Here is a 24757-nt window from a genome sequence, read left to right as displayed (position 1 = left end):
GGAACGGCGCAAGCCGCGCTGGCATGACTGTTCTTCGACTGGAGCAAATTCGATGCGAAAGATGAGAGCGGTACAGGTGAGCGGGCCGGGCGGCGCGCTGGAACTCGTGGAGCGTGACGTGCCGGCGCCCGGCGCGGGTCAGGTGTTGATCAAGGTGCAGGCGTGCGGCATCTGCCACAGCGATTCGCTGACCAAGGAAGGCCAGTGGCCGGGCCTGCAGTATCCGCGCGTGCCAGGGCATGAAGTCGCAGGCGTGATCGATACGGTGGGTGCGGGCGTTGAAGGATGGAAAGCGGGCGAGCGCGTGGGCGTGGGTTGGCACGGCGGACATTGCGGCCATTGTGCGAATTGCCGGCGCGGTTATTTCGTCGTGTGTGAAAAGGGCCAGGTGCCGGGCATCAGCTACGACGGCGGCTATGCCGATTACCTCGTTGCGCCCGTCGAGGCGCTGGCGCGCATGCCCGCAGAACTCAACGACGTGGACGCCGCGCCGCTGCTTTGCGCGGGCATCACCACGTTCAACGCGTTGCGCAACAGCGGCGCGCGCGCGGGCGAGGTGGTCGCGATTCTCGGTATCGGCGGGCTGGGGCATCTTGGCGTGCAGTTCGCGCGGCGCATGGGCTTCAACACGGTCGCGATCGCGCGTGGCGAGGACAAGGCGCCGCTTGCGAAGCAACTCGGCGCGCATCACTACATCGACAGCCGCTCGCAGAATCCCGCCGATGCGCTCAAGGCGCTGGGCGGAGCGTCGGTCATTCTCGCGACGGTGACCAACGCCGACGCGATGACGGCCACGCTCGGCGGCCTGGCGCTCAACGGCAAGCTGATCATCCTCGGCGTCGCGGACAAGCCGATCGAAGTGCCGCCCGTGCAGTTCATCATGGGGCGCAATGCGGTGCAGGGCTGGCCGTCGGGTTCGTCGGCCGATTCCGAGGACACGCTCGCGTTCAGCGCGCTCGCCGACGTCAAGCCGATGATCGAAACCTATCCGATCGAACGTGCCGCCGAAGCGTACGACCGCATGATGAGCGGCGCCGCGCGCTTTCGTGTCGTGCTGACGATGAACTAGCCATTTCGCCTGATCGGGCGAAGCATGCGAGCAAAAAGCCGCCGTCGCGAATGCGCGACGGCGGCTGCAAATCCGTCTCTGCCAATGTTTGCCGGGGTTTGCGGCATCTGCGGGAGGCCCGCAACGCTCCTTCGACATCCCGTCTGCCAATCTCACCTCCGGCAGCGCGTAAAATGCTGCCTTTTCATGGTTTCGGGTGGTATGGTTCAAGCCCCTCAGCGTACGGCGGTCAGCGGTCCGACGCTCGTCCGTCTGCTCGCGCGCCTGACTGCCGCCGACGTTCCCGCCTCCAGTCAGTCGCTGTCGGACCAGTTGAGCCAATGGCTCGGCTGGACAGACGCGATTGCGTTGTCGACGGCGCTCAACAGTGCGCCGCCCGCCGTTGCGTCCGGCGCGCGGGGCGCGGGCAGCGTCGAGCACGAGTGCGCGCGCGTGCGCGCGTCGCTGGCGGACGCGATTGCCGGTGACAGCATGCTCGCGCCGCGCCGGCGGCGCAGCGCCGCGCAGGTACACGCGCAGAATGCGCAGCAGCCGGAAGCGGAAGCCAATTACGCGGACTTTCGCCAGTGCTATCTGGCGTTGCAGCAGTCGATGGAAACGCGCATCGGCAGTCTGCGCGGCCGGCTGCGCAGCATGGTGGCGGCACAGACGTCCGAGATGACGCGGCTCGCGGTGGTCGACGCGATCATGGAGCGGTCGCTCGGCGCGCGCGAGCGCAGCCTGTTCGGCGCGGTGCCGGGTCTGCTCAGCGGTCATTTCGAGCGCCTGCGCCAGGCCGCGCAGGACGAGCGGGACGCTCTGGACGCTGTGGCTACTACGGCCACTTCAGCCGAGCGTCAAGTCGCTGCGGCCCGGCCCGGCGCGTGGCTAGACGTGTTCCGCAAGGACATGCAGAGCGTGTTGCTTGCCGAACTCGATATTCGTTTTCAACCGGTCGAAGGGTTGCTGGCTGCCCTTCGCATCAGCTAACTGGGACAACATGTCCAGATATCGCATTGATTTTGTCGTTGTTTTTCTCGTAGGTCTGGTTGTAGCCGGTTGGGTCGGCGCCGACTATATCGTGTCGAATCCGCTGGCGCTCGCTGTCACGCTGCTGGTCGCCGGCTGCTATGTGGTGGGCGCGCTGGAACTGCAGCGCTATCAGGAGGCCACCGCGACGCTCACGCGCGCGCTCGCGGAACTGTCCGAGGCGCCGTCCCGGCTCGGCGTCTGGCTCGAACGTCTGCATCCCGGTTTGCGCAACCCGGTGCGCCTGCGCATCGAAGGCGAGCGCGTAGCGTTGCCGGGCCCGGCGCTCACGCCGTACCTCGTCGGCCTGCTGGTGCTGCTCGGCATGCTGGGCACGCTGCTCGGCATGGTGGCGACGCTGCGGGGCACGGGCGCAGCGCTCGAAAGCGCGACCGATCTGCAGGCGATCCGCGCGTCGCTGGCCGCGCCCGTCAAGGGCTTGGGCTTTGCGTTCGGCACCTCGATTGCGGGCGTGGCGACCTCGGCGATGCTCGGCTTGCTGTCGGCGTTGTGCCGCCGCGAGCGCGCTCTCGCCGCGCAGTTGCTCGACACGAAGATCGCGACCACGTTGCGCGCCTTCTCGCAGAGCCAGAAGCGTGACGAGACCTTCAAACTGCTGCAGCGCCAGGCGGACACGATGCCCGTGCTGGTCGACCGCCTTCAGACGATGATGGCGGCCATCGAGCAGCAGAGCCTCTCGCTCAACGAGCGGCTGATCTCGAACCAGCACGCCTTTCATGGACGCACGGAAGCGGCGTACGCGCGGCTGGTGTCGACGGTTGCGCAGTCGTTGAAGGACAGCGCGGCGGAAAGCGCCCGCGCGGCGAGCGCGGCGTTGCAGCCGGCGATGGAAGCCACGATGACCGGCCATGCGCGCGAGATGGCGTCGCTGCGCGAGACCGTCGAGCATGCGGTGCAACGTCAGCTGGACGGTTTGACGACGGGCTTCGACGCATCCACTGCGAACGTTGCGAAGCTATGGAACGAAGCGCTTGCGGGACACCGGAGCGCAAGCGAGTCGCTCGCACAGGATCTGCGCGTGTCGCTGGAAGGCTTCAGCCAGACTTTCGAGCAACGCTCGACCACGCTGCTGGACGGCGTCTCGGCACGCCTCGACACGACGGCGGGCCAGGTGTCGAGTGCGGCGGAAAGCGCGCGCGCGGCGGGCGCGGCCTTGCAGCCGGCGATGGAAGCCACCATGGCCGCTCACGCGCTCGAAATGGCCGCACTGCGCGGTACGGTCGAGCAGGCGGTGCAGCGTCAACTGGACGGCCTGTCGAGCGGCTTCGAGTCGACCACGGCGAACGTGGCGAATCTGTGGAGCGAGGCGCTCGAAGGACACCGGAGCGCGAGCGAGTCGCTGGCTCAGGATTTGCGCGCATCGCTGGAAGGCTACACGCAGACTTTCGAGCAGCGCTCGACGGCCCTGCTGGACGGTGTGTCGACGCGCCTCGATGCGACGGCGGGAAAGGTGTCTCAAGCCTGGACGCAGGCGCTGACCCAGCAGGAGCGCACCGGCGAAAAGCTCGCGGAACACAACCGCGAAGCGCTTACGACGGCGGCATCCGCCTTCGAGCAACACTCGGCCGCGCTGTTGCGCGCCGTCGATCAGTCGCACGCTGGTTTGCAAACCGAACTGGCGTCGCGCGACCAGCAGCGTCTGGACGCATGGAGCGCGTCGCTCGAAGCGGTCGCGGCCACGTTGAGCCAGAAGTGGGACGAAACGGGCGCGCGCACCGCGAGCCGCCAGCAGGAAATCTGCGACACGCTCGCGCAGACCGCGCGCGATATCTCGGCGCAGACGCAGGCTCACGCGAGCGGCACGATCGCGGAAATTTCGCGGCTCGTCGAGGCCGCGTCGGAAGCGCCGCGCGCGGCGGCGGAAGTCGTCGCCGAGCTGCGTCAGAAGCTCTCCGACAGCATGGTCCGCGACACCGCGATGCTCGAAGAGCGCAGCCGTCTGCTCGCCACGCTCGAAACGCTGCTCGACGCCGTGAATCACGCGTCGACCGAACAGCGCACGGCCGTCGATGCGCTCGTCGCGACGTCGGCGGGATTGCTTGAGCGCGTCGGCACGCAGTTCAACGACAAGGTCGAAACCGAAACCCGCAAGCTCGGCGACGTCGCCGCGCAGGTGGCGGGCAGCGCCGTCGAAGTCGCGAGCCTCGGCGAAGCGTTCGGCATGGGCGTGCGGCTGTTCGGCGAATCGAACGACAAGCTGATGGCGCATCTGCACCGTATCGAAGCGGCACTCGACAAGTCGCTGCTGCGTAGCGACGAACAGCTTGCGTACTACGTCGCGCAGGCGCGGGAAGTGATCGACCTCAGCATGCTGTCGCAGAAGCAGATCGTCGAAGACCTGCAACAGCTGGCGGGTCAGCGCGCATCTGCTGGAGCCGACGCGGCATGAACGACGATATCGACGGCGGCGTCGAGCCGACGACGCCCATCTGGGCCGCGTTCAGCGATCTGATGTCGGTGCTGCTGGGCGCGTTCGTGCTGATTCTGGTCGGCGTGATCGGCGTGCAGCTGGAACTGTCGGCGCGGCTCGACGACGCCGTCAAGCAGCGGCAGATGGAAGCGCAGCGCCGCAAGACGCTGGAGCAGGCGCTGGCCGGGCCGCTCGCGGCCGGGCGCGTGACGCTGGTCAACGGGCGCATCGGCATCAGCGGCAACGTGTTGTTCGCGCTGAACTCCGACCAGTTGCAGCCGCAGGGGCGCGATCTGCTGAAGAGCCTGGCCGGGCCGTTGTCCGCGTACCTCCGCTCGCACGATGAAATCCTGATGGTCAGCGGCTTTGCCGACGATCAGCAGGTGCGGTCAAGCAACCGGCGCTTCGCGGACAACTGGGAACTGTCGGCGCAGCGCGCGCTGACGGTGACGCGCTCGTTCATCGATGCGGGCGTTCCCGCGTCGTCGGTGTTCGCGGCGGCGTTCGGCTCGGAGCAGCCGGTTAGCTCGAACGCGGATAGCGAAGGTCGGGCGAAGAACCGTCGCGTGGAAATTGCGGCGGTGCCGAGGCCCGCGTCATCGGGCGGCGGAAACCGTGAGTAACAACGTAAGCGCCAGCGACGCGCAGACCACGCTCGACGCCTGGCGCGAGCAGGGCGACGACCGGCTCGATCCACTGCGCTTTCATTTCATCGACGCGCTGGCGCGACGGGCAGCCGCTCACGATGGCGAAGCGCGCCGCATTCTCGATGCGCGTCTGTCGACCTTGCTCGAAGCCTATGCTGGCGATATCGCCAGCCGTGCGTCGACGGCACAAGCGCCTGAGAGCGCCGTTCTGCCGTGCAAGGCAACGCGCGGACCGCTCGCGGAACTGGTCGATTACATCGCGAGCCACCCGCAGGCAGGCGACGAGCGCGTCGCCCTCAGTGCCGCCGTTCGCTCCGAATTGAAGGCGCTCGATTACTTCCGCGAAACGTGGTCCAAAGTCAGTGCCGAGAAACAGGTGCGCGTATCGTTCGAACAGGTGCCGGGCAATGCCGGGCCGCTCAATTCGAGCAGCCTCGTGCATCGCTCGCTGTCGCTAATGCGCGAGTTGTCGCCGGGGTATCTGCAGCAGTTCCTGGCGTACGTCGATGCGCTGTCGTGGATGGAGCAGATCACGGGCGGCGCGTTGCCCGTCAAGGACGCGCCGCGCGCCGCGAGTGCGAAGAAGGGCGCGCGCGGCAAGTCGCGCTAGGCGCTTTTGTCGCTTCAGGCCGTATCGGCCTGCTTCTTGTACTGCGACGCAAGCTTGTCCTGCTGGTTCGGCGGAACAGGATCGTAATGACTCAGTTCGATGCTGTAATTGCCGTGCCCGCCCGCAATCGCGTTCAGGCGCGACTGATAGTCGGCCAGTTCCGATAGCGGCACTTTTCCCGCCACGACCACAGCACGGCCCGCCAGATTGCGCGTGCCCTGTACCTGCGCGCGACGCGACGACAGATCGCCGATGATGTCGCCCATCGTCGTGTCGGGCGTCATCACCTCGATGTTCACGATCGGTTCGAGCAGGATCGGCTGTGCCTTGAGGATTGCGTCGATGAACGCTTTGCGGCCCGCCGTGACGAATGCGACTTCTTTTGAATCGACAGGATGGCTCTTGCCGTCGAACACGGTGATACGCACGTCCTGCATCGGAAAGCCCGCAAGCGGGCCGTTTTCGATCACCTGCAAGATGCCTTTCTCGACGGCTGGCATGAACTGGCCCGGAATGGCGCCACCCTTCACGGCATCGACGAATTCGTAGCCCGCGCCGCGCGGCAACGGCTCGACGCGCAGCATCACTTCGCCGAACTGTCCCGCGCCGCCCGTCTGCTTCTTGTGGCGATGATGCCCTTCGGCCTTGCCGCCGATGGTCTCGCGGTACGCGATCTTCGGCGGGCGCGTGATGACGCCGAGTTTGTATTGATCGGCGAGCCGCTCCAGCATGTGCCGCAGATGCAGTTCGCCCAGTCCGCGCACGACGGTCTCGTTGGTGCCGACGGGATGTTCGATTTTCAGGCAAGGGTCTTCGGCAGCGAGCTTTTGCAGGATTTCCCATAGACGCTGCTCGTTGCCGCGCCGCTCTGGCTCGATGGCGAGGCCGTAGATCGGCGTCGGGAACGCGAGCGGCGCAAGGTGGATGTTGCCGTCTTCGGGCGCGTCGTGCAGCACGGCGTCGAATGAAATCTCGTCGATCTTCGCCGTCGCGCAGATATCGCCTGGTCCCGCCTGCGCGACTTCCTCGTGGTCCTTGCCCTGCAGCAGCATCAGATGCGCGACGCGAAATGGCTGGCGCGCGTCACCGATATAGAGCTGGCTGTCGCGCCGCACCGTGCCCTGATGGATGCGGAACACGGCCATCTTGCCGATGTAAGGGTCGATCACGATCTTGAACACATGCGCGAGCACATGCTTGTTCGGATCGGGTTCGGCCTGCACCGTCTCGCGCCGTCCATCGACATCGCGATAGAAGAGGGGCGGATTGCCTTCGAGGGGATTGGGCAAGAGCTTCACGAACACATCGAGCAGTTCGCGGATGCCCGCGCCCGTCGCCGACGACGTGAAGCACACGGGCACCAGATGCCCTTCGCGCAGCGCGCGCTCGAACGGTTCGTGCAGCTGTTCCGGCTGGACCGCTTCGCCCTGTTCGAGATACAGCTCCATCAGCTTTGCATCAAGCTCGATCACCTGGTCGACGAGCGCGTTGTGCGCGGATTCGACCGTCAGCAGATCGGATTCGCCGGACGGATTGAAGAAGCAGTCGACTACGGCGCTTGCACCTTGCGCGGGCAGGTTGATGGGCAGACAGTCCTTGCCGAAAGTCTCCTGAATCTCTTCGAGCAGACCGGGCAGATTGACCTTGTCGCCATCGATGCCGTTCACGACGATGATCCGGCACAGCTTGCGCGCCTCGGCCCACGCCATCATGCGGCGCGTGGTCATTTCGATGCCGGTGCGCGCGTTGATGACGATCGCGGCGGTTTCGACGGCGGGCAGCGCGCTGATCGAAAGGCCGGAGAAGTCGGGGTAGCCGGGCGTGTCGGCGAGGTAGATGCGGGTGTTCTGGTAATGCAGGTGGGCGATCGCGGAAGAGAGCGAGTGGTGGTATTTGCGCTCCAGCGGATCGAAGTCGCAGACGGTCGAGCCTCGGTCGACGCTGCCTGCCGCATGGATCGCGCCGCCTTCTTTCAGTAGCGCCTCGATCAACGAGGTCTTGCCGCAACCGGCGTGGCCGACCAGCGCGATGGTACGGATGGCTTCGGGTGGGTAATCCATGGCCGTCCTCATTCTGCGACAGTTATTGGGCCATTATTGGTGAAAATGGCGCCGCCTGCCACAAGACACGCGCGAATTTGCGAATTCGGGTATGTTGCGGCGCGGTAGAAAACGGTCGCGCCTGTTTCTGATAAGGTGCTCCGATCTTCTAGACATTCATTGGATCCGCAACACATGACGCAACAACTCAGAATCGATTTTGTTTCCGATATCGCCTGCCCGTGGTGCGCGATCGGGCTTTCGTCGCTACAACTTGCGCTGTCGCGTCTCGGCGATACGGTGAATGCCGAGATCGTCATGCATCCGTTCGAGCTGAATCCGCAGATGGGGCCGGAAGGCGAGGCGATCGTCGGTTATCTCGGCAAGAAGTATGGCCGCACGCCGGCGCAGATCGAAGAGACGCAGGCGATGATCCGCGAGCGCGGCGCGAGCGTCGGCTTTGCGTTCGGGCCGCGCAACTATGTGTACAACACGTTCGATGCGCATCGGCTGCTGTATTGGGCGGGTATCGAAGGCAAGCAGCTGCCTTTGAAGCTCGCGCTGTTGCAGGCTTATCACGGCGACGGCAAAGACCCGAGCAATCACGACGTGCTGGTCGAAGCCGCGCAATCCGTCGGTCTCGATGCCGCGAAAGCACGCGACGTGCTTAGCGGCAACGAGTATGCCGACGAAGTTCGCGCAGAAGAGCAGCAGTTCCAGGCTATGGGCATTCAGTCGGTGCCGTCGATCGTTTTCAACCAGAAGTATCTGGTGACGGGCGGGCAACCCGTCGAAGCGTTCGAGCAGGTGATTGAGCAGATTCTTGCTGAAGAGAACGCGGGCGCGTAAGCGCACTCTCCCGCCTCAAGCATCAGAAGTATTTGGTCGCGCCCGCATACACCGCGAAATGCGGCGCGTATTGCGGTGCGCCGACGCCGATGCCCGATCCGTCGCGCAGTTCGTAGACGCGGTTGAATGCGTTGACGACGAGCAAACGCGCGTCGAACTTGCCGATCAGCGGCTGGTTGAAATGCTGGATCACCCCGAGGTTGACCTGCGCATAGACGGGCAGACGGTCCGTGTTGGCAAAGCCGCTGCGCAGTCCGCTGCCGACTAATCCGTCGAACGTGAAGGTGGTTCTGCCGAAATCATACGTGCCGCCGAACGAAGCCGTCACGCGCTGATCGTGATCGAGAAACACCCAGTGGCTGTTGATGAAGGCCAGTTCGTCGGGATCGAAATTGAACTGCGCAGAACTGATCTGCTTGCCCTGCGCCCGGCTGTACGCGAGGTTCAGATAAGCGGAGACATTGTCATGCCTGAAGTTCGCGGTGAATTCGACGCCGTACGTTTTGCCGTATTGATAGTTGAACGGCGTGAAGATCAGGGCTGAGCCGAATTGCCCTTCGTCGAGCAGATTGGTCGACTTCTTGTAGTACGCATCGAGCCCGAGCGTGAGCGCCGAGCCGACTTTTTGCGTCACGCCGATATCGAAGTAATGGCTGCGTTCGGGTTGCACGGGATCGTTCTGGCTGGACGGACTCTGGTTCGTCGTGCCGTTGAACTTCGAGATCGTCGATCCGGATACCAGCTCGAATGCGGGCGGCGTGAAATAGCGCGCGTAGCCGGCATGTACGGTGGTCGTCGGTGTGAGTGTATAGACCATGCCGATGCGCGGGCTCAACTGGCTCGCGCTCGTGTATTCGTCCATCCGGTCGTAGCGCAGGCCGTAGTTCAGCGTGAGGCGGTCGGTGAGCTTCCATTCGTCCTGCGCGTACAGGCTGTACAGATAACCCGTTTTGCTGCTGTTGTCCTGAATGTTGAACGGTTGATCGGAAAGCTGGTTGCCGTTTCCATCGACGGCAAAGACGTTCACGCTGTTGTCGAAGACTGCGTGCTCCTGCTGGAAGAACAGGCCCGCGCGCACCGTGTGTTTGTCGTTCAGGCGCCAGGTGGTATCGACTTGCGCGCCATTGGCCGAGTTGCTGTGAAAGTCTTGCGCCGCGACGCCGTTGAACATCAGATCGCCGATCGGGTCCGGGTTGAACTGCGTGCGCGTGTAGCGCGTGAAAAACGCGACCTGATAGTCGAATGCGCCGCCGTTCGTGCCTTGCAACGCAATGGCCGCGAAGTTGTTCAACTCGGATTGGGTTTCGTTGAGCTGCGATGAATCGAATGTGTTGTTGCCGTTGAGCGTAAAGTTGGTCGGCAGGCCGGGCGTATTCGGAATTTCGAACTGGTTGCTGGTCGTGCCGAATAGCAGGCTCACGCGTGTCAGCGGATTGATGATGTACGACAGATAGCCGAACGCGTCGCCTTGCCGCGTGTGATCGTGAATCGCGTTGGCGCTCGCGGTCGGGTTTTCGATGCCCAGATTGTTCATGCCCAGCGAGCCGCTCAGATAATAGCTGAACGGCCCCTTGCTGCCATATACGTCGGCGCTCGTCTTGATGGTCTGATGGCTGCCGCCGAAGACATCGATTGAACCGCCGTTGCCCGTGTCGCCCGATTTGGTGCGGATATCGATGATGCCCGCTGTCCGGTAGCCGTATTGTGCGGGCAACGCGCCCGTGAGCAGATTGACCTGATCGATGATGCGCGTGTCGAGCGACTGGCCAAAGCCGCTGATCGGCTCCGGAATGATGATGCCGTTGATCCGGTATTGCAGGTTCGCGTGATCGCCGCGCACGTGCAATTGACCGTATGAGTCCGCGGCCACGCCTGGTGCTTGCAATAGCACCTGATTAAGCGGCGTGTTCTGTCCGGCGGGCAGGGCGTCGATATCGTCCTGTGTGAAACGGTAGACGCTGCTGCCCGTTTCGGGCAGCAAGCCGTTGCGAACGTCGTCGAGACGTTTGGCGCTCACCTTCACGTCGGTCATCTCGGTTGGGTCGGGGATGTTCTCTGTCGACGCGGAAGCATCCGTAGCCGCCGATGCCCGTGAAGCGGCACTAAACAGAAGTAGCGTGGCGTACATCACGTGAGTGTGTTTGCGCATTTTGTTTTATTTGCTGTCGTTGAGATCTTGTTCGATTCGTTTTGATGGCGCGAGCGCGTCCGATCCATAGGAATCCTATGAATGTGGCATGCGGCAGACTTGTTTTCGAATTGCTTACGCGATGACTGATTGCGCCGTTGAAACGGTTGTAGTTATGACTCTCCGTCCTCTCGTCATGACGAAAGACAATGTCGGCGATGTTATAACATAACATTCATGCGACGCAAGCGCCATATGCCGTCTAGAAACGCGCCGTCCGCATTGTCATTGCAAGCCGATTGCAAGAAAAAAATCTGACGACACGACGGAATAACCAGCAATTGACCGCGTTAGCCCATATGTCGCGGTACCTGACGCGCGCGCACGCGCATTGCCCGTTGCGGATCGCGTGGCGCCGGAAACAACAACATCAAACCTGGAGTGGTCTTGAGTCACAACACGGTTCAACCGGGGTGGGTGCGGATTACGCACTGGATCAATGCTTTGGCCGTCGTGCTGATGGTCATGAGCGGCTGGCAGATTTACGATGCGTCGCCGATCTTTCCCGTCATCCAGTTTTCTCGTTCGATTACGCTAGGCGGCTGGCTGGGCGGCGCGCTGCAATGGCACTTCGCGGTGATGTGGCTGCTGGTCGCCAACTTCATCGTGTATCTGGCGGGCAATCTTGCGTCGGGCCGCTTTCAGCGCAAGCTGTTGCCGCTCAAGCCGACACAGCTTGCTAACGATCTGGTCGCAGCAGTGCGCGGACGTCTGAAGCACGACGACCTCGCGCAGTACAACGCGATCCAGAAGCTCGCCTATCTTGTGGTGATCGCCGATATCGTGCTGATCGTGCTGTCGGGGCTCGCGGTGTGGAAATCCGTACAGTTTCCGCTGCTGCGCACGCTGATGGGCGGCTACGACAATGCACGCATCGTTCACTTCGTCTGCATGAGCGTGCTGGTCGCATTCTTCGTCGTGCATGTGGTGATGGTCGCGCTCGTGCCGCGCTCGCTGCTGCTGATGATCCGGGGGCGCTGAATCATGACGATCCGCAAGCGCACCCCGCAGCCCGGTTCTTTTCTCGCGACACACGGCGAGTCGATCATCCGCGATGCACAGCGCGAACTCAAATCACCCGCGCGACGTCTGTTCGGGCAGCGTCTGCTGACGCTCGGTGGCATCGCGCTGCTGTCCGGGTGCGATCTGACCAACGACAAGGCAGTGAACACGGCGCTGCGCCGCATTTCGTTTTTCAACGACGACGTGCAGGCCCTGCTGTTCGACCCGAACAAACTCGCGCCGACCTATCCCGAGTCGATGATCACGCGGCCGTTCCCGTTCAACGCGTTCTATGACATCGACGACGTGCCCGAAGTCGACGCCGCGACGTACCGCTTGCAGGTAGGTGGACTCGCGCGCGGCAAGCGCGTTTGGACGCTCGACGAATTGCGCGCGCTGCCGCAGGAAAGCCAGATCACGCGGCATATCTGTATCGAAGGCTGGAGCGCGATCGGGCATTGGGGCGGCGTGCGCTTCTCCGATTTCCTGCGCCGCGCAGGCGCGGATACTAGCGCCAAGTATGTGTCGCTACGTTGCGCGGACAACTATTGGACCAGCATCGACATGCCGACTGCGCTGCACGCGCAGACGCTGCTCACGCTCACTTACGACAACGACGTGTTGCCGCCGAAGTACGGCTTTCCGATGAAACTGCGCATGCCGACCAAACTCGGCTACAAGAACCCGAAGCATATTGTCGCCATCGAAATCACGAACCAGTACCCGGGCGGCTACTGGGAGAACCAGGGCTACAACTGGTTCGGCGGTTCGTGACGCAATGACGTTGTTCTCTCGCTACACCTAAACCAACCCGTTGGGAGCTTCCATGTCTTTCCGCATCAAACTCGGCGCCACACTTCTGACAGCCACGCTTGCCACGGCTGCGTTCGCCCAGGCGCCCGCGACCAAGCCCTCGCGTATCCGCGGCGAAATCGTGTCGCTCGACGGTGACACGCTCAAGGTCCATCGCCGCAGCGGCGACACGGTGTCGATCGAAGTGAACCCGGCCATTGCAGTTTCGGCCGTCAAGGCGATTCAACTGTCCGATATCAAGCCGGGCACGTTCATCGGCACGGCTGCGACCACGGGCACGGACGGCAAGCTAACGGCAACGGAGGTCGTGGTATTCCCTGAGTCCGCGCGCGGCACAGGCGAAGGGCACTACGACTGGGATCTCGGGCCGAACAGTTCGATGACCAACGCGAATGTCGACACTGTGGTTCAAAGCACGAGTGGGCGTGACCTGAAGCTGTCGTACAAGGGCGGCAGCAACGTCGTGACCGTACCGCCTAACGTACCCGTCGTGACGTTCACGCCCGCCACGCATGGCGATCTGACGCCGGGCAAGAAGGTGTTCGTCGTCGCGACGCCGGCTTCGCAAGGCAGCTATGTTGCACAGCGTGTCGTGGTCGAGAAGGATGGCGTCGCGCCGCCGATGTAATTGCTGCAAGCGCCTCTCGAGCATTCAAGTCTCGAGCGGCGCTATTTAATTTCGCCAATTATTTTCCATTTTTGTTATCGGCTGCGACGATAAGATCGACGCAGCCGTAATAAAAGGGGCGAAAAAAATGGCGAGTACCTTGAAGCTGCCGGCGTCGGCCAATTCCGGAAAATCCTTAAAGATCGACGGCATTCGCTTTCTTGCGGCGTTCTGGGTACTGATGTACCACTTCAAGCCGCCCCTTTTCAAGGAACTCCTGCCGCATCGGCTCTCGTTTCTGGGCGGGGCGTTGTGGTCTGGATCGACCGCCTTGTTCGCCGGGCCCGCCGCTGTCATCGTGTTCTTTGTGATTTCCGGCTATTGCATTCACGCTGCATATCACAAGGACGTCGCGCTCAAACCAGTCAACTATTACGCGTCGAGATTCATCCGTATTGGGTTGCCACTGGTCGTTCTGCTATGCGTCGTTCAGCCATTGCCGACTGGGCAGAACTATCTGGAATCGGTGTTGTGGTCGCTTTACTGCGAGATGGTGTATTACGCGGTTTATCCGCTTTTGCGGCCGCGCTTTCACTATATTGGCGAAATGATCGTCGGCTGTGCGCTGATGGCGGTTGCGATGGTTGCATGCGTGCGGCTGTTCGGGCATCCCGTTTGTCACGGTTGCGTCTATGAAACCTATCGCGTTCCGGGCACGGCGTTGCTGTACGCAGCCGGATGGATTTCAGGCTGCCTGATCGCGGAGACACAGCGCAACGCAGCGCAGTTTCAGATTCGTGGCGCGTATTCGCCGCTAACGAGAGCAATGAGGCATGGTCTGGATGCGTGTACGCGTCTGCTTGCCAACCATCTCGTTGTGCTGAGGACGGTGGTCGTTGCCGCAGGCGCAGCCGTGATGATTCTGCTGTCGGAATCGAATCTCAAGCCGGCCATGCTGCCGCTGATCACACCGGACATCACGCTGCCAGTATTTCAAATCCTCGCGGCGATCTGGATCGCGACGGAAACCGCGACGCCGTCTCAATCCCGTTCGTGGACGGTGCTGGCTGCATGCGGCGCGTGGTCGTACAGCCTTTATCTTTGCCACAAGACGGCGCTCGCGCTACTCGAAATGACGACATTCGACGAAACCTCGCGCTACGCATGGTTCGTCGAAGTGGCGCTGGCCTTCGCGATCAGCTACGCGTTCTACCGGATCATCGAAAAGCCTTCGCACGTCATTTCGCAGCGGCTGCGCAAGTACACACCGGACGTGCCGGGCGCGCCCGCGGCCTGAACCGCAACGGCGCCGCCCTTGCGCAAAGACGTCACGGCGTCCAGCGATAAACGATGATGCTCGATCCGTTGTAGTTGTCTTTCGTGACCACATACTCGCCCGTCGATCTGAGGTAGGCTCGCAGGCCATACATCGAGTCGACATCGTTGCCGACGTCCACGTTGCCCGGATTCGAATTGGTCAACGTTGTGTCGAGGCGGCCCGTGGTGAGATTGAATGCGTCGATGTTCGGCACCGTGTGTACGTATCCGATGAACAGATAGTTGCCCGCCGCCGTCATCGACTTCGCATTTGCGCTGGTGAGATTGATCACCGGGTCGGGCCGCGTCATGTTGCCCGCGCTCCAGCCGTGATACACCTCGATCCGCGTGTTCATCGCGGTCCAGTCCCAACTGCCCGCGATACCTTGCGCAAGAATCATCGTGTCGCTCTCGGCGAGATAGATGAGGCGTGTCAACGGGCGAATGCTCATGGGAATCGGAAAAGCGATGCCCGGCCCCCATGCCGGCTTGCCGTATCCATCGAAGCCCGTCAGCGGATAGTGATAGATGTGATTCGTGCGATCGAGCCCGGCCCACACGTCGCCTTTGCTGTCGATGCTAAAGCCGCCTGTCACCGGGCGCGTCGTATTGAACACGGCGCCCGGCAGCGAAGCATCCGGCACCGCGATATATCCCTTCGACGGTTCGAAATGGTAGAAGTAGAAGATCGCCGGGTTCTGTCCTGACGCAACGAGAATCCGGTTGCCTCCGACGCTGACGAGCTGGCCGAAGTGCTCGTCGCGTTGCGTGTCGTTGACGTTGAGGCGCGGATCGTTGGGATACGAGAAAGGATCGACGGTATTCGCGATGAAGGTGCCGCCCGCCGTGCCCGAATAGATGTTCGTGCCGCTATAGAACAACGCGCCATCCGTCACGGGATCAGGCGCCGCGACGGCTTCGAAGTTGAGCGACTGCAGCTTCCACAGCAGGGTGCCTGCGCTGTTATATGCGTGAATGTCGGTGCCGCCATTGCGGCCGAGATCCCAGCCGCCGCCCCACGGGTTGTTGAGTACATACAGATTGCCGGCCGAGTCCTTGCCGATGCCTTCGATACGCGTGAAGCGCTTGTCGCCGACCTGACCTTTGATGCCCGTCGTGGTGTCGAGATAGCCGCCCTGAACACCGAAGGTGCCGGCCAGTTGCGACGCGCCTGTCGTGCTGTAGAGCTTGATGTTCATGTCTGGGCCTTCGTCGCCGACCATCAGCAGGCCCGTTGATGCATCAAAGTACAAAGCGGAAGGGCGCGAAGTCGCGGGCATCTGGATTGTGTTCAGCAAGGTGCCCGTGGGACCGTATTCGACGATGGCGCCCGCGCTCTTGCGCGCCACCCAGACATTGCCCGCGCTATCCAGCGCGAGCGCACCCGGTCCAGCGACGCTGAAGTCCTGCTGCCAAGCGCCATCTGTCGTGAAGACGCGCACGCGATTGCCGAAGAAATCGCTCGCATAGAGGAGCGAGCCGGCCGTCGCGAGTCCCGTGATCGCATCGGCGCGGGTCACCGCGTTCCATGTGCTGACGTTGATGACGAGATCGCGTGTGCCCGTCGCGCGGTTGTAGCGCCCGACGCCGCCGCTGCCGTATTGCGTGCCCGCCTGCATCGCCGCGAAAATCGACGTCGCATTGCCCGTAATGGCGCCGCCTTGAAACTCGCTATGGATACCAATCGATCCAACGCTTCGTCCGTTCTGGTAAATCGCGACGCCGCCTTCATTCTCGTCCCACATCGAAGCTGTATAGACGACGCCTTCTGGCGCGACCCACATCGAACGCGCGGCATTGCCGACGTGCGAGGCGAGCATGCCATAAGTATTCGCGAGCCAGTCGGTCGTGTGTTGCGCATGACAGACCGATGCGACCATCGCAATGAATGCGCCGAAGAACAGGGCGGGTAGTCGTATTCGTCTGTTGTGCATGCGATAGGTTCTCCTGACGTCAGTCGATCGGATAAGTGAGTAAATCGTGCATTGGCGATGCACGAAATTTTAAGTGCCCATTTATTCAAACGGGTATCGATATCCGAACGTGAGTGCAGAAAAAATAGCGTTCCATGCTGAGCGCATGGCCAGCACCCATACGCGATACGAAAAACCCTTCAATCGATGCATGCCGCACTAGAATGGGTTACTGCCGTATGCGTTTTCGCATCCGCATCCAATTCGTCCGCATCGGAGAATCAGCATGCCGACCTACCAGTATCGTTGCGAGAGTTGTGGGGAAAAGTTCGAGCACGCGGAGCACGTCGCAGAACATGCGACGGCGCAGCTGAAATGTCCCAAATGCGGAAGCGACAAGGTGCAGCACGCACCGACGCCTTTCGTCGCGAAGACGTCGCGCAAGAGCTGAGCGCGTGGCATAACGCAAGGCGCACAGATGAAACCATGCGACGCATGCAAGGCTTTGGACGGAAAGCCGTCGTCAGCGCCGCCGCATGGCGATTTGAGCGCGATGGGTTCTGACGCCAAGGTGTGTGACGAATACCGTTGCACCGTCTGTGGTAACTGGATGCTTAGAAACACGCCTGGCATCTGGTCGTTGCGCAATCCGTCGGGCGCACCCACCGCGTGAACCTGCGACGTTCACTAGTGGATTTTTCTGATCGAGGTCGTGATGGCATGGCTTGTCATTCTGCACGGCGCTTACTGGCGCAACGTTTCCCACGACGTATTCAGCGAGCATCCGAAAGAGGACGACTGGAGCCAGTTGACGTGTGACACCTTCGACGCAAGCGAAGGCATGTGCGAAGCGGAAGTCGATGGCCTGAAAATCCTGATTCCACGTAATACGGTGATTGCCGCCGTGAACCTGCAGGATCGCGAACAGGCAAAAGGATTTGCCTTGCCTGCCCGCGATGGGCACGTTCATCGTTGACGGCTCACATCGATGCCTGTCAGCGGCCGTGCTGATGTTCACACCATCGGCGTGGCTTGAGGTGGCAATCGCCTTATCTTTCCTTCAGGCGCTATCGGCAGCGAATTGCCGTTAGCGCTTCTGCGAGCCGATCGACTCGATCAGGTCTTCGCTCATCGTCGCAACGCTTCGACTGCGATGCGCCGCAGCCTTTCTTTCACCGCATGCTCGACATTCACCGCAATGTCACTTTCCAGCGCTGCATGACAGATGCACGCTCAGCGGAATTTTGCGTGAGTAACATATACACGCGGCCAGCACGAGCGGCCAAAATTACGGCATCATGCGTCACCTGCCGCTTGCGTCGCGTTTACCTGACTCAAGACCCGCATTTTCAGGCCGTTAATTCAGAGAGCAAAGCTTGCCCCGCGATGGGCCGGAATGCAGCGTCCCGATCACGGCCGAGCCATGTCCGAGAAAACTTCCATGTTTGATTCGCTACTGGCGACGCCCACGCCAGAGAAGGCCGTTGTCAGTCCGTCGGTGCGCGCAGCGCTGCTGTCCGCGCTGTTCGACAACGCATGGCCGTTGTTCCTGTCGGGCCTCTCCAGCATTTTCGTGGCCGTCGTTGCGTGCTTCCGGCTGCATCAGACATGGACGGCGCTCTGGCTGATCGCCGATATCGCCCTGCTGGCCGCACGCCTCGGGATCGTGCGCCTCTATGTGGCGCGCAGCCGTGTCGGTGAGGTGCATCCCGGCCCGTGGGCCGCCCGCTACGCGCCCGTCAGCCTGATTGCCTGCCTGCTGCTCGGCCTCGGCACGGCGGCGTGCTTTCTGTCGTCCGACAAGGAACTGGCCACGCTCGCGATCATGGTTGCTGCAGGCATCCTTGGCGGCATCGCGTCGCGCAACGCGGCGCTGCCGCGGCTTGCAATCGCGCAGATCTTTCTCGGCACGGTGCCGATCGGCATTGGCGCGCTGATAGCGCCGCAAAGCGGCGCATGGATTCTCGTGCCGCCGCTCATCGCGTACAACGCGGCGATGGTGTCGGTCGTGCGGCGCCACTATAACGGCCTCGTCGCGCTGATGACGGCTGAACAGCGGCACGCCGAACTGGCCGCGCGCTTCGATGCCGCGTTGGCCTACATGCCGCATGGCCTCTGCACCGTCGACGGGGCGGGCAAGGTCGTGATCGCCAACCGCCGCACGGCGGAGCTGTTCGGCGCGACCGTCGAAATGCTCAAGCTCAACGTGCCGCTGCCCGAGTTCATCGGCCATGTCGGCATCGCGCAGTTCGGCGGGACGCTGCGCAAGCGGCTCGTCGAACGGTTCAGCGCCTGGCTCGGCGACGAGCGCAGCCCGATGGGCCTCGAACTCCAGGACGGCCGCCAGCTGGAATTGACCCGCAACCCGGTGCCGGACGGCAGCGCCATCATCATCATCGAGGACGTGACCGAGCGGCGTCAGACGGAGGCGAAGATTCTGCACCTCGCGCGGCACGACGCGCTGACGGGCCTGCCGAACCGCCGCGAGCTGCGCGACCGGCTGGAGCAGATCCTGCTCGACCGCGCGCGGATGAAGGGCGATGCGATCGCGATGATGTATCTGGACCTGGACGGCTTCAAGCAGGTCAACGACCGGCTCGGCCATTGCGCGGGCGACGAGGTGCTGGAGACGGTTGCCTCGCGGCTGTCGCGCGCGCTGCGTCCGGGTGAGCTGGTCGCGCGCCTGGGAGGCGACGAGTTCGCGATCATCGCCGACCACACCACGCTACCGTCCGTCGTCGCGCTGGCTCAACGCGTGATCCGCGACATCGCGCTGCCGTACTACCTGTCGACGGGCGAGGCGGTCAGCATCGGCACCAGCGTCGGCATTGCGCTGGCGGCGAACGACGATTCCGTCGATGGCCTGATCCGGCGCGCGGATCAGGCGTTGTACACCGCGAAGCAGGCCGGCCGGGGCACGTATCGCGTGGCGAACGGCTAGGCGCACGGCGCCCGCTTCGAAGCGCCGCCGCTACGCCAGCGCGACGACGGCGATCTCGACCAGCAGTTCCGGCGCGGCAAGCTTCGCCTCGACGGTTGCGCGGGTCGGCGCGCAGCCGGGCGCGACCCACGCGTCCCACACGCTGTTCATCCCCGCGAAATCGCGCTCGATATTCGCGAGCCACACCTGTGCCGACACCAGACGCGTCTTGTCGATGCCCGCCTTCTCCAGAAAGCCGTCGATCTTCGCCAGCACGCTCGCCGTTTGCACCTTCACATCAGCCGCGTGATCGTTCGACGTCTGGCCGCCGATGAACACAAGCCCCGCCGCCTTGACGACACGGCTCATGCGCTGATTCGTTTCGATTCTCACGATATCGGACATACGCTGGTTTACTCCCTGGTTGAAGTGTTAAATAGCGCGCCGGACAGGGCGCGCATGAATCAATGGAATCTCAATGAGCGACGGCGCTCGCCGTCCGTTCGGAGACGGCCTGCCGCGCGAAGCGGTCGATCGCGAATGCATCGAGCGGCAATGAAGCCTTGCCGTCGAGCACGAGCTCGGAGACGAGCCGCCCGCATGCCGGCCCGAGCTGAAAACCGCTGCCGCAGTAACCGAACGAGTAGACGAGATTCGACGCGCGGCGGCTCGCCGAGATCACGGGCAATGCGTCGTCGGTAAAGGCTTCGACGCCCGCCCACGCGCGATTCACACCAAGATGCCGCAAATGCGGAAACAGATCGACGACGGTATTCGCGCTGCGCACGAGGCGCGCGAAGTCGACCTCGCCGTGCCGTCCATCGAGGTCGGCAATACCGATCAGCTTGCCGCCGATCACGACCGTGCCGTTGTCGAACTGCTTGAACGACAGCGGGCGCCCCGTTGCGCCGAGCGTCGCGCGGCAGAACGGCGCGACGCGATGTGTGACCATCAGCATCAGACCTTCGGGATGAACGTGTACGCGTTCGCCGACCTGCTCGGCCAGTTGGCCCGCCCACGCGCCCGCCGTGATGACGAGCTTTTCCGCGCTGTAGGTGCCGTGCGGCGTCTGCGCAACCCAGCGCGTGCCGCGCTGCTCGATGCGGGTAACCGGTGTGCCTTCGAAGAAGTGCGCGCCTTGTCGCTGGGCGGCAAGCCGGAAGGCTGTCGTCGTCTTGAACGGCAACGCGTAGCCGTCGCGCTCGACCCAGATGCCGCCCGTCACATGCGGCGCGAGCGCGGGTTCGAGTTCGAGCACGGTCGCGCGGTCGATCAGCTTCTCGTGCGTGAAACCATGCGCTTCGAGCAGCGCGACGCGTTCACGGCATTCGTCGAGTTCGGCCTCCGTCTCCGCGATCTTCAACTGGCCGGAAGGCACGAAGCCGCCGTCGTCGCCGATGGTGTCGCGCAACGTGTGCCAGATTTCGCGCGACATCAACGCCAGCGGAATCTCCGGCACAGGCCGTCCGAGCGTGCGCACGCCGCCCGCGTTGACGCCCGACGAGTGCCGCGCGACGTAATCGGCTTCGAGCACGATCACTTTCGCGCCGCGCGCGGCCAGATGGAACGCGCTGCTCGATCCGTGCAGGCCGCCGCCGATCACTAGCACGTCGGCTTCACGCGTGGCGGCGGAAGGGGACATGGCGGCGTCATTCTTCACCGGCGAGTTCTCCAAGTGTGAGCGGCTTGATGGGCGGACGGATGCGGTAGTAGCCGACTTCGCCCGGCGGCACCTTGCGCGCGTCGGCGATGATTTCGGTGACGGTGAGCCCGCACATACGGCCCTGACACGGCCCCATCCCGCAGCGTCCAAACGACTTCGCCTGGTTCGGCCCGACGCAGCCGAGTTCGACGAAGCCGCGTATGTCGCCTGCCGTGACTTCTTCGCAGCGGCAGACGATCACGTCGTCGTGCGGAATACGGTTCGCGTCGCGCGGGCGGTACAGGCTGTCCAGAAACGGACGGATGCGCATCACGTTCGCCAGCGTTCGGCGATGCGGCACGGCTTCGCTGTCGCGTGTGGCCGCGTCGATCGCGCCAAGCTGGCACACGGCCTGGAGCGCGCTCAACGCGCCCTGTTCGGCAGCAGCAAGCGCGCCGCCGATACCCCCGCCATCGCCCGCGATAAAGATGCCCGGCACGTCGAGTTCGCCCCATGCGTCCGTGGTCGGCGCGAAGCATAGCTGCGCCTTGTCCCAGTGGTGTTGCGCGCGCAGCGAGAGCGTGAATTGCGTGTTCGGCACGACGCCTTGATGCAGCAGGATCACGCTGGCTTCGACCTTGTGCGCGCGGCCCTGTGTCGTGAAGCTGAGCGCGGCGGCGCGCTCGACGCCGTCTGCGTCGTGCTTCGATTCGACGCGCAGATCGTCGGCGGCCTCGAAGATCGGGACACCCGCGTCGCGCAGCGTGCGAATCAGTTGCAGCCCCTTGCCGAGAAACGGCCACGCGCGCAGCGCGGAGAGCAGATGCTTCTTCGCGCGCCAGCGGTCCTCGTGACGCGTGGTATCGACGAGCGCACGGATCGGCACGCCCGCTCTCACGTATTGCCAGCCGAGCAGATAGAGCAGCGGGCCGCAGCCAGCGAGAACGGGCGGCTCGGCGGGCACTTCGCCCGCGCTTTTCAGCAGGATCTGCGCGGCGCCCGCCGTCAGCACGCCGGGCAGCGTCCAGCCGGGAATCGGGAACGGACGTTCCAGCGCGCCCGTCGCGAGAATCACGCGCTGCGCGTCGAAGCTGCCGACCTTGCCGTCCTTCAGGTAATGCACGGAACGCTCGCGCGTGACCTGCCACACCGACGCATGCGCGACATGCCGCGCGCCGGAGCGCGCGAACGCGTCGGCAATGGCCGCGCCCGCAGCGTAGTCGGGGCCGAGTATCTCCTTGCGGCGCGCGTCGGCACGGCCAATCGCGCGATAGATCTGCCCGCCGACAGCATCCTGCTCGTCCAGCAGCACGACGGAAAGACCGGCGCGGGCCGCGCGCGTCGCCGCGCTCATCCCGGCGGGACCGGCGCCGACCACGACCACGTCGACGGCTTCGGACACAAACCCTGTAGCGTGTTCAGCGACCATGAGCATCCTCCAGCGAAACAGCGACGGGCGGCAGATCGCGCGCGCCTTCCTGCGACCGGATGCGCATGCCGTCGCGCACGGTCACCGTGCAGCTTTGCCGGCTCGGCACGCCGTCGATCTCGACCAGACACTCGAAGCACGCGCCCATCATGCAATACGGTGCGCGCGGCGCGCCGGACACGGGCGTCGCGCGAAACCGCGCAATGCCGGAAGCAAGCAGCGCCGCGGCCACCGACCGGCCGCCCGGCACGCGCAGCGGTTGATCGTTGAACCAGATATCGACGGGCGCATCGGCGCCGGGCAGGGCCTTGAATAGCGGTGTGGAAGTCATGTCGGAATCAGTGAGCGGGAATGAGAGCGGGGGATTCGGTGAAGCGCATGCCCGAAAACGCGGGAAGCTCGTCGGGCATCGCGCCGCCGGTGATCCACGGCGCGATGCGCAGCGCGTGCGCGGCGGCGAGCGTCACGCCGCTGTGACAGGTGACGACGAAGGCGCCCGGATGCAACGCGGACTGGTCATAGATCGGAAAGCCGTCCGGACTGTAGACCCGCAGCGCCGCCCAGGTGCGAACCAGCCGCACGTTCTTCAACAACGGGAACGCGCGCACGCCGCGCCGCGCGATGTCGGACAGCACGTGCGTGGTGGTGAAATCGTTGAGGCCGACTTCTTCCATCGAATCGCCGAATTGCACGGTGCCTTCGTCCGTTTGCCGGACGTTGAGCGTCGGGTAGTGCAGGAACGGCGCGACGCGCTCGCTGATCAGCACCTGCCCGCGGTTCGGCGCGACGGGCGCGTGCAGCCCGACATGCGGCGCGAGCGCGCGATTGCCGAGACCCGCCGCGAGCACCACGCGCGCCGCGCGATACGTGCCGTGCTTGCCCTGCACGGCAAAGCCGCCGCTGTTGGGCGTGATGCGCAGCGCTTCCTCGTTGCTGACCAGCGTCACGCCGCGCCGCTGCATGCCCGTGTGCAGCGCGCGCAGCAGCTTGAGCGGATTGACGTGGCCATCCATCGGCGTATAGCTCGCGCCGATCACGTCCGGTCCGATCTGCGGCAGGCGTTCGCGCACCTCGCGCGCATCGAGCAACTGATATGGATAGTCGCCCAACTCGCGCTGCAGCGTTCCGAGCCGCTTTGCGCGGTCGGCGAGGTCGTCGTCGGAGAAGCAGAAGTGAAAGCCGCCAGGCTGGCGCAGCGCCACGTCGATACCCGTTTCGTCGAGCAGCGCAGCGGCAAGCGCGGGCCAGCGCGTGGCCGAACTGCGCGACCAGCGCGCGTAAGGCGACAGGCCATAGCCCTTGCCCTGAATCCAGACCAGTCCAAAATTGCCGCGCGACGCGCGAAATGCGCCGTCGTCCTGATCGAGCACCGTCACTTGCGCGCCTTCGCGCGCCAGGCCCCAGGCGACGGCGGAACCGACCAGCCCGCCGCCCAGCACGAGCACGTCGGGATTGGCGGATGAGTTGCGGGTCATCGTGCTTCTCCGATCAGGATGCGGTCCAGTCCGACCATGCGGTCGAGCAGCACCATCAGCAGAACCGTGCCGACGATCAACACCGCCGAGACAGAGGCGACGAGGGGATCGATGGTCTGGGCGATCTGGTTGTACATGGCGACGGGCAGCGTGGTCGCGCCGGGCGTCGCGACGAAAATGGTCATCGTCAGTTCGTCGAAGCTCTGGATGAACGACAGCACCCAGCCGCCCGCGACGCCCGTGCGGATCATCGGCAGCACGACGCGGCGAAACGCGGTGAAGCGGCTCGCGCCGCACGACAGCGCGGCGCGCTCGGCGTCGCGGTCGAGCCCGACAGCCGACGACAGCGCGAGCCGCAGCGCATATGGCAGCACGACGATCACGTGCGTCGCGACGAGCGCCCAGAACGAGCCGCTCAGATGCAGCATCGACAGGAAGCGCAGGAACGCGATGCCGAGCACGACGGCGGGAATCATCATCGGCGAGAGGAAGAAGCTCATCAGCGCGGCGCGGCCCGTGAAGCGGTAACGGGCAATCGCGAGCGCGGCGGGCACTGCGAGCGCGACGCCGATGGTCGCCGCCGCGAACGCGAGCCGCACCGAGAGCCAGAACGCCGACACGATGTCGCCGTTCTCCAGGATCGCGCGAAACCAGCGCAGCGACGCGCCGTCGAATGGCATCGAGATAAAGCCCTTGTCGGTGAACGCGACCAGCATCACGACAACCAGCGGCGCGAGGATGAAAGTGAGGAACAGCGCGTTGAACAGCAGGCCCCAGAATCCGTTCTGTTTCATGGCG

General features: G+C 63.7%; 22 protein-coding genes. 13 read left to right on the top strand and 9 right to left on the bottom strand.

Translation table 11 applies throughout. The features are described 5' to 3' along the window. Positions 1 to 52 precede the first annotated feature (52 nt). The 5 genes from BLT65_RS05560 (at position 53) to BLT65_RS05540 (ending at position 5765) form a co-directional block, all read left to right on the top strand. Positions 53 to 1069, top strand: a complete 1017-nt coding sequence (locus tag BLT65_RS05560) for an alcohol dehydrogenase (protein ID WP_091775715.1) — start codon at positions 53 to 55, stop codon at positions 1067 to 1069. 201 nt (positions 1070 to 1270) lie between these two features. After that, positions 1271 to 2038: a DUF3348 domain-containing protein gene (locus BLT65_RS05555; RefSeq protein WP_091775712.1), complete on the top strand. Its 768-nt coding sequence runs from the start codon at positions 1271 to 1273 to the stop codon at positions 2036 to 2038. 10 nt (positions 2039 to 2048) lie between these two features. After that, positions 2049 to 4487, top strand: coding sequence for a DUF802 domain-containing protein (locus BLT65_RS05550; RefSeq protein ID WP_091775709.1), 2439 nt, complete (start codon positions 2049 to 2051; stop codon positions 4485 to 4487). Beyond that, a complete protein-coding gene (locus tag BLT65_RS05545; protein ID WP_042306208.1) occupies positions 4484 to 5131 on the top strand; it encodes an OmpA family protein in 648 nt (215 codons plus the stop codon). The genes BLT65_RS05550 and BLT65_RS05545 overlap by 4 nt, the downstream gene beginning before the upstream one ends. Continuing rightward, entirely contained in the window at positions 5124 to 5765 is a 642-nt protein-coding gene (locus BLT65_RS05540; RefSeq protein ID WP_091775706.1) for a DUF2894 domain-containing protein, read from the top strand. Before BLT65_RS05545 ends, BLT65_RS05540 begins: the two co-directional genes overlap by 8 nt. Positions 5766 to 5779: 14 nt before the next feature. On the opposite strand, the gene fusA is transcribed toward BLT65_RS05540, so the two are convergent. Continuing rightward, positions 5780 to 7825 carry an elongation factor G gene (fusA, locus tag BLT65_RS05535; RefSeq protein ID WP_042306206.1) on the bottom strand — a complete coding sequence of 682 codons (2046 nt, stop codon included), beginning with the start codon at positions 7823 to 7825 and terminating at the stop codon, positions 5780 to 5782. Between the two features lie 174 nt (positions 7826 to 7999). Between fusA and BLT65_RS05530 the strand changes: the two genes are divergently transcribed. Further along, a complete protein-coding gene (locus tag BLT65_RS05530; RefSeq protein ID WP_091775703.1) occupies positions 8000 to 8653 on the top strand; it encodes a DsbA family oxidoreductase in 654 nt (217 codons plus the stop codon). 22 nt (positions 8654 to 8675) lie between these two features. Here the strand turns inward: BLT65_RS05530 and BLT65_RS05525 are convergent, their stop codons facing one another. Continuing rightward, the gene (locus BLT65_RS05525) at positions 8676 to 10802 is read right to left on the bottom strand and encodes a TonB-dependent receptor (RefSeq protein ID WP_091775700.1); all 2127 of its coding nucleotides are present in this window, start codon (positions 10800 to 10802) and stop codon (positions 8676 to 8678) included. A 426-nt stretch (positions 10803 to 11228) separates the two neighbouring features. On the opposite strand from BLT65_RS05525, the gene BLT65_RS05520 reads away from it, so the two are divergent. The 4 genes from BLT65_RS05520 to BLT65_RS05505 all read left to right on the top strand — a co-directional run bounded on the left by BLT65_RS05520 (position 11229) and on the right by BLT65_RS05505 (position 14560). Further along, entirely contained in the window at positions 11229 to 11822 is a 594-nt protein-coding gene (locus BLT65_RS05520) for a cytochrome b/b6 domain-containing protein (protein ID WP_091775698.1), read from the top strand. A 3-nt stretch (positions 11823 to 11825) separates the two neighbouring features. Then, entirely contained in the window at positions 11826 to 12617 is a 792-nt protein-coding gene (locus BLT65_RS05515; protein WP_091775695.1) for a molybdopterin-dependent oxidoreductase, read from the top strand. 52 nt (positions 12618 to 12669) lie between these two features. Continuing rightward, a complete protein-coding gene (locus BLT65_RS05510; protein ID WP_091775692.1) occupies positions 12670 to 13284 on the top strand; it encodes a hypothetical protein in 615 nt (204 codons plus the stop codon). 127 nt (positions 13285 to 13411) lie between these two features. Continuing rightward, positions 13412 to 14560: an acyltransferase family protein gene (locus tag BLT65_RS05505; protein WP_091775689.1), complete on the top strand. Its 1149-nt coding sequence runs from the start codon at positions 13412 to 13414 to the stop codon at positions 14558 to 14560. Positions 14561 to 14591: 31 nt separating this feature from the next. Here BLT65_RS05505 and BLT65_RS05500 read toward each other — a convergent pair whose 3' ends face one another. Beyond that, a complete protein-coding gene (locus BLT65_RS05500) occupies positions 14592 to 16514 on the bottom strand; it encodes an SMP-30/gluconolactonase/LRE family protein (RefSeq protein ID WP_208545732.1) in 1923 nt (640 codons plus the stop codon). Between the two features lie 265 nt (positions 16515 to 16779). Here BLT65_RS05500 and BLT65_RS05495 point away from each other — a divergent pair, with 265 nt between their 5' ends. The 3 genes from BLT65_RS05495 (at position 16780) to BLT65_RS05485 (ending at position 19434) form a co-directional block, all read left to right on the top strand. After that, positions 16780 to 16944 (top strand): FmdB family zinc ribbon protein, encoded by a 165-nt coding sequence (locus tag BLT65_RS05495; RefSeq protein WP_007585164.1) that lies wholly within the window; start codon positions 16780 to 16782, stop codon positions 16942 to 16944. Between the two features lie 264 nt (positions 16945 to 17208). Next, the gene (locus tag BLT65_RS05490; protein WP_042306199.1) at positions 17209 to 17469 is read left to right on the top strand and encodes a hypothetical protein; all 261 of its coding nucleotides are present in this window, start codon (positions 17209 to 17211) and stop codon (positions 17467 to 17469) included. 447 nt (positions 17470 to 17916) lie between these two features. Beyond that, entirely contained in the window at positions 17917 to 19434 is a 1518-nt protein-coding gene (locus BLT65_RS05485; protein WP_208545731.1) for a diguanylate cyclase domain-containing protein, read from the top strand. Between the two features lie 30 nt (positions 19435 to 19464). Here BLT65_RS05485 and BLT65_RS05480 read toward each other — a convergent pair whose 3' ends face one another. From BLT65_RS05480 to BLT65_RS05455, 6 genes are all read right to left on the bottom strand, one after another. After that, positions 19465 to 19818: a RidA family protein gene (locus BLT65_RS05480; RefSeq protein ID WP_091775682.1), complete on the bottom strand. Its 354-nt coding sequence runs from the start codon at positions 19816 to 19818 to the stop codon at positions 19465 to 19467. Positions 19819 to 19888: 70 nt separating this feature from the next. After that, entirely contained in the window at positions 19889 to 21055 is a 1167-nt protein-coding gene (locus tag BLT65_RS05475; RefSeq protein WP_091775679.1) for an NAD(P)/FAD-dependent oxidoreductase, read from the bottom strand. Positions 21056 to 21062: 7 nt separating this feature from the next. Further along, complete coding sequence (locus BLT65_RS05470; protein WP_091775677.1) at positions 21063 to 22484, bottom strand: FAD/NAD(P)-dependent oxidoreductase; 1422 nt, start codon at positions 22482 to 22484, stop codon at positions 21063 to 21065. Beyond that, complete coding sequence (locus tag BLT65_RS05465; RefSeq protein WP_091775674.1) at positions 22474 to 22815, bottom strand: (2Fe-2S)-binding protein; 342 nt, start codon at positions 22813 to 22815, stop codon at positions 22474 to 22476. The genes BLT65_RS05470 and BLT65_RS05465 overlap by 11 nt, the downstream gene beginning before the upstream one ends. Before the next feature lie 7 nt (positions 22816 to 22822). Next, positions 22823 to 23959, bottom strand: coding sequence for an NAD(P)/FAD-dependent oxidoreductase (locus BLT65_RS05460; protein ID WP_091775671.1), 1137 nt, complete (start codon positions 23957 to 23959; stop codon positions 22823 to 22825). Further along, complete coding sequence (locus BLT65_RS05455; RefSeq protein ID WP_091775668.1) at positions 23956 to 24753, bottom strand: ABC transporter permease; 798 nt, start codon at positions 24751 to 24753, stop codon at positions 23956 to 23958. The genes BLT65_RS05460 and BLT65_RS05455 overlap by 4 nt, the downstream gene beginning before the upstream one ends. Positions 24754 to 24757: the final 4 nt, after the last annotated feature.

The sequence above is a fragment of the Paraburkholderia steynii genome (assembly GCF_900100565.1).
GTDB classification, from domain to species: domain Bacteria; phylum Pseudomonadota; class Gammaproteobacteria; order Burkholderiales; family Burkholderiaceae; genus Paraburkholderia; species Paraburkholderia terrae.
The sequence above is the reverse complement of the archived record's forward strand: the minus strand, read 5'-3'. Positions and strand labels throughout refer to the sequence as shown.

Bases quoted from the DNA above. Each gene is read 5' to 3' on its own strand.
- BLT65_RS05530 (WP_091775703.1), top strand. From the start codon at position 8,000: ATGACGCAACAACTCAGAATCGATTTTGTTTCCGATATCGCCTGCCCG.
- BLT65_RS05475 (WP_091775679.1), bottom strand. From the start codon at position 21,055: ATGTCCCCTTCCGCCGCCACGCGTGAAGCCGACGTGCTAGTGATCGGC.
- BLT65_RS05500 (WP_208545732.1), bottom strand. From the start codon at position 16,514: ATGCACAACAGACGAATACGACTACCCGCCCTGTTCTTCGGCGCATTC.
- BLT65_RS05560 (WP_091775715.1), top strand. From the start codon at position 53: ATGCGAAAGATGAGAGCGGTACAGGTGAGCGGGCCGGGCGGCGCGCTG.
- BLT65_RS05455 (WP_091775668.1), bottom strand. From the start codon at position 24,753: ATGAAACAGAACGGATTCTGGGGCCTGCTGTTCAACGCGCTGTTCCTC.
- BLT65_RS05555 (WP_091775712.1), top strand. From the start codon at position 1,271: ATGGTTCAAGCCCCTCAGCGTACGGCGGTCAGCGGTCCGACGCTCGTC.
- BLT65_RS05480 (WP_091775682.1), bottom strand. From the start codon at position 19,818: ATGTCCGATATCGTGAGAATCGAAACGAATCAGCGCATGAGCCGTGTC.
- fusA (WP_042306206.1), bottom strand. From the start codon at position 7,825: ATGGATTACCCACCCGAAGCCATCCGTACCATCGCGCTGGTCGGCCAC.
- BLT65_RS05525 (WP_091775700.1), bottom strand. From the start codon at position 10,802: ATGCGCAAACACACTCACGTGATGTACGCCACGCTACTTCTGTTTAGT.
- BLT65_RS05495 (WP_007585164.1), top strand. From the start codon at position 16,780: ATGCCGACCTACCAGTATCGTTGCGAGAGTTGTGGGGAAAAGTTCGAG.
- BLT65_RS05550 (WP_091775709.1), top strand. From the start codon at position 2,049: ATGTCCAGATATCGCATTGATTTTGTCGTTGTTTTTCTCGTAGGTCTG.
- BLT65_RS05505 (WP_091775689.1), top strand. From the start codon at position 13,412: ATGGCGAGTACCTTGAAGCTGCCGGCGTCGGCCAATTCCGGAAAATCC.
- BLT65_RS05470 (WP_091775677.1), bottom strand. From the start codon at position 22,484: ATGGTCGCTGAACACGCTACAGGGTTTGTGTCCGAAGCCGTCGACGTG.
- BLT65_RS05490 (WP_042306199.1), top strand. From the start codon at position 17,209: ATGGCATGGCTTGTCATTCTGCACGGCGCTTACTGGCGCAACGTTTCC.
- BLT65_RS05545 (WP_042306208.1), top strand. From the start codon at position 4,484: ATGAACGACGATATCGACGGCGGCGTCGAGCCGACGACGCCCATCTGG.
- BLT65_RS05515 (WP_091775695.1), top strand. From the start codon at position 11,826: ATGACGATCCGCAAGCGCACCCCGCAGCCCGGTTCTTTTCTCGCGACA.
- BLT65_RS05485 (WP_208545731.1), top strand. From the start codon at position 17,917: ATGTCCGAGAAAACTTCCATGTTTGATTCGCTACTGGCGACGCCCACG.
- BLT65_RS05510 (WP_091775692.1), top strand. From the start codon at position 12,670: ATGTCTTTCCGCATCAAACTCGGCGCCACACTTCTGACAGCCACGCTT.
- BLT65_RS05460 (WP_091775671.1), bottom strand. From the start codon at position 23,959: ATGACCCGCAACTCATCCGCCAATCCCGACGTGCTCGTGCTGGGCGGC.
- BLT65_RS05465 (WP_091775674.1), bottom strand. From the start codon at position 22,815: ATGACTTCCACACCGCTATTCAAGGCCCTGCCCGGCGCCGATGCGCCC.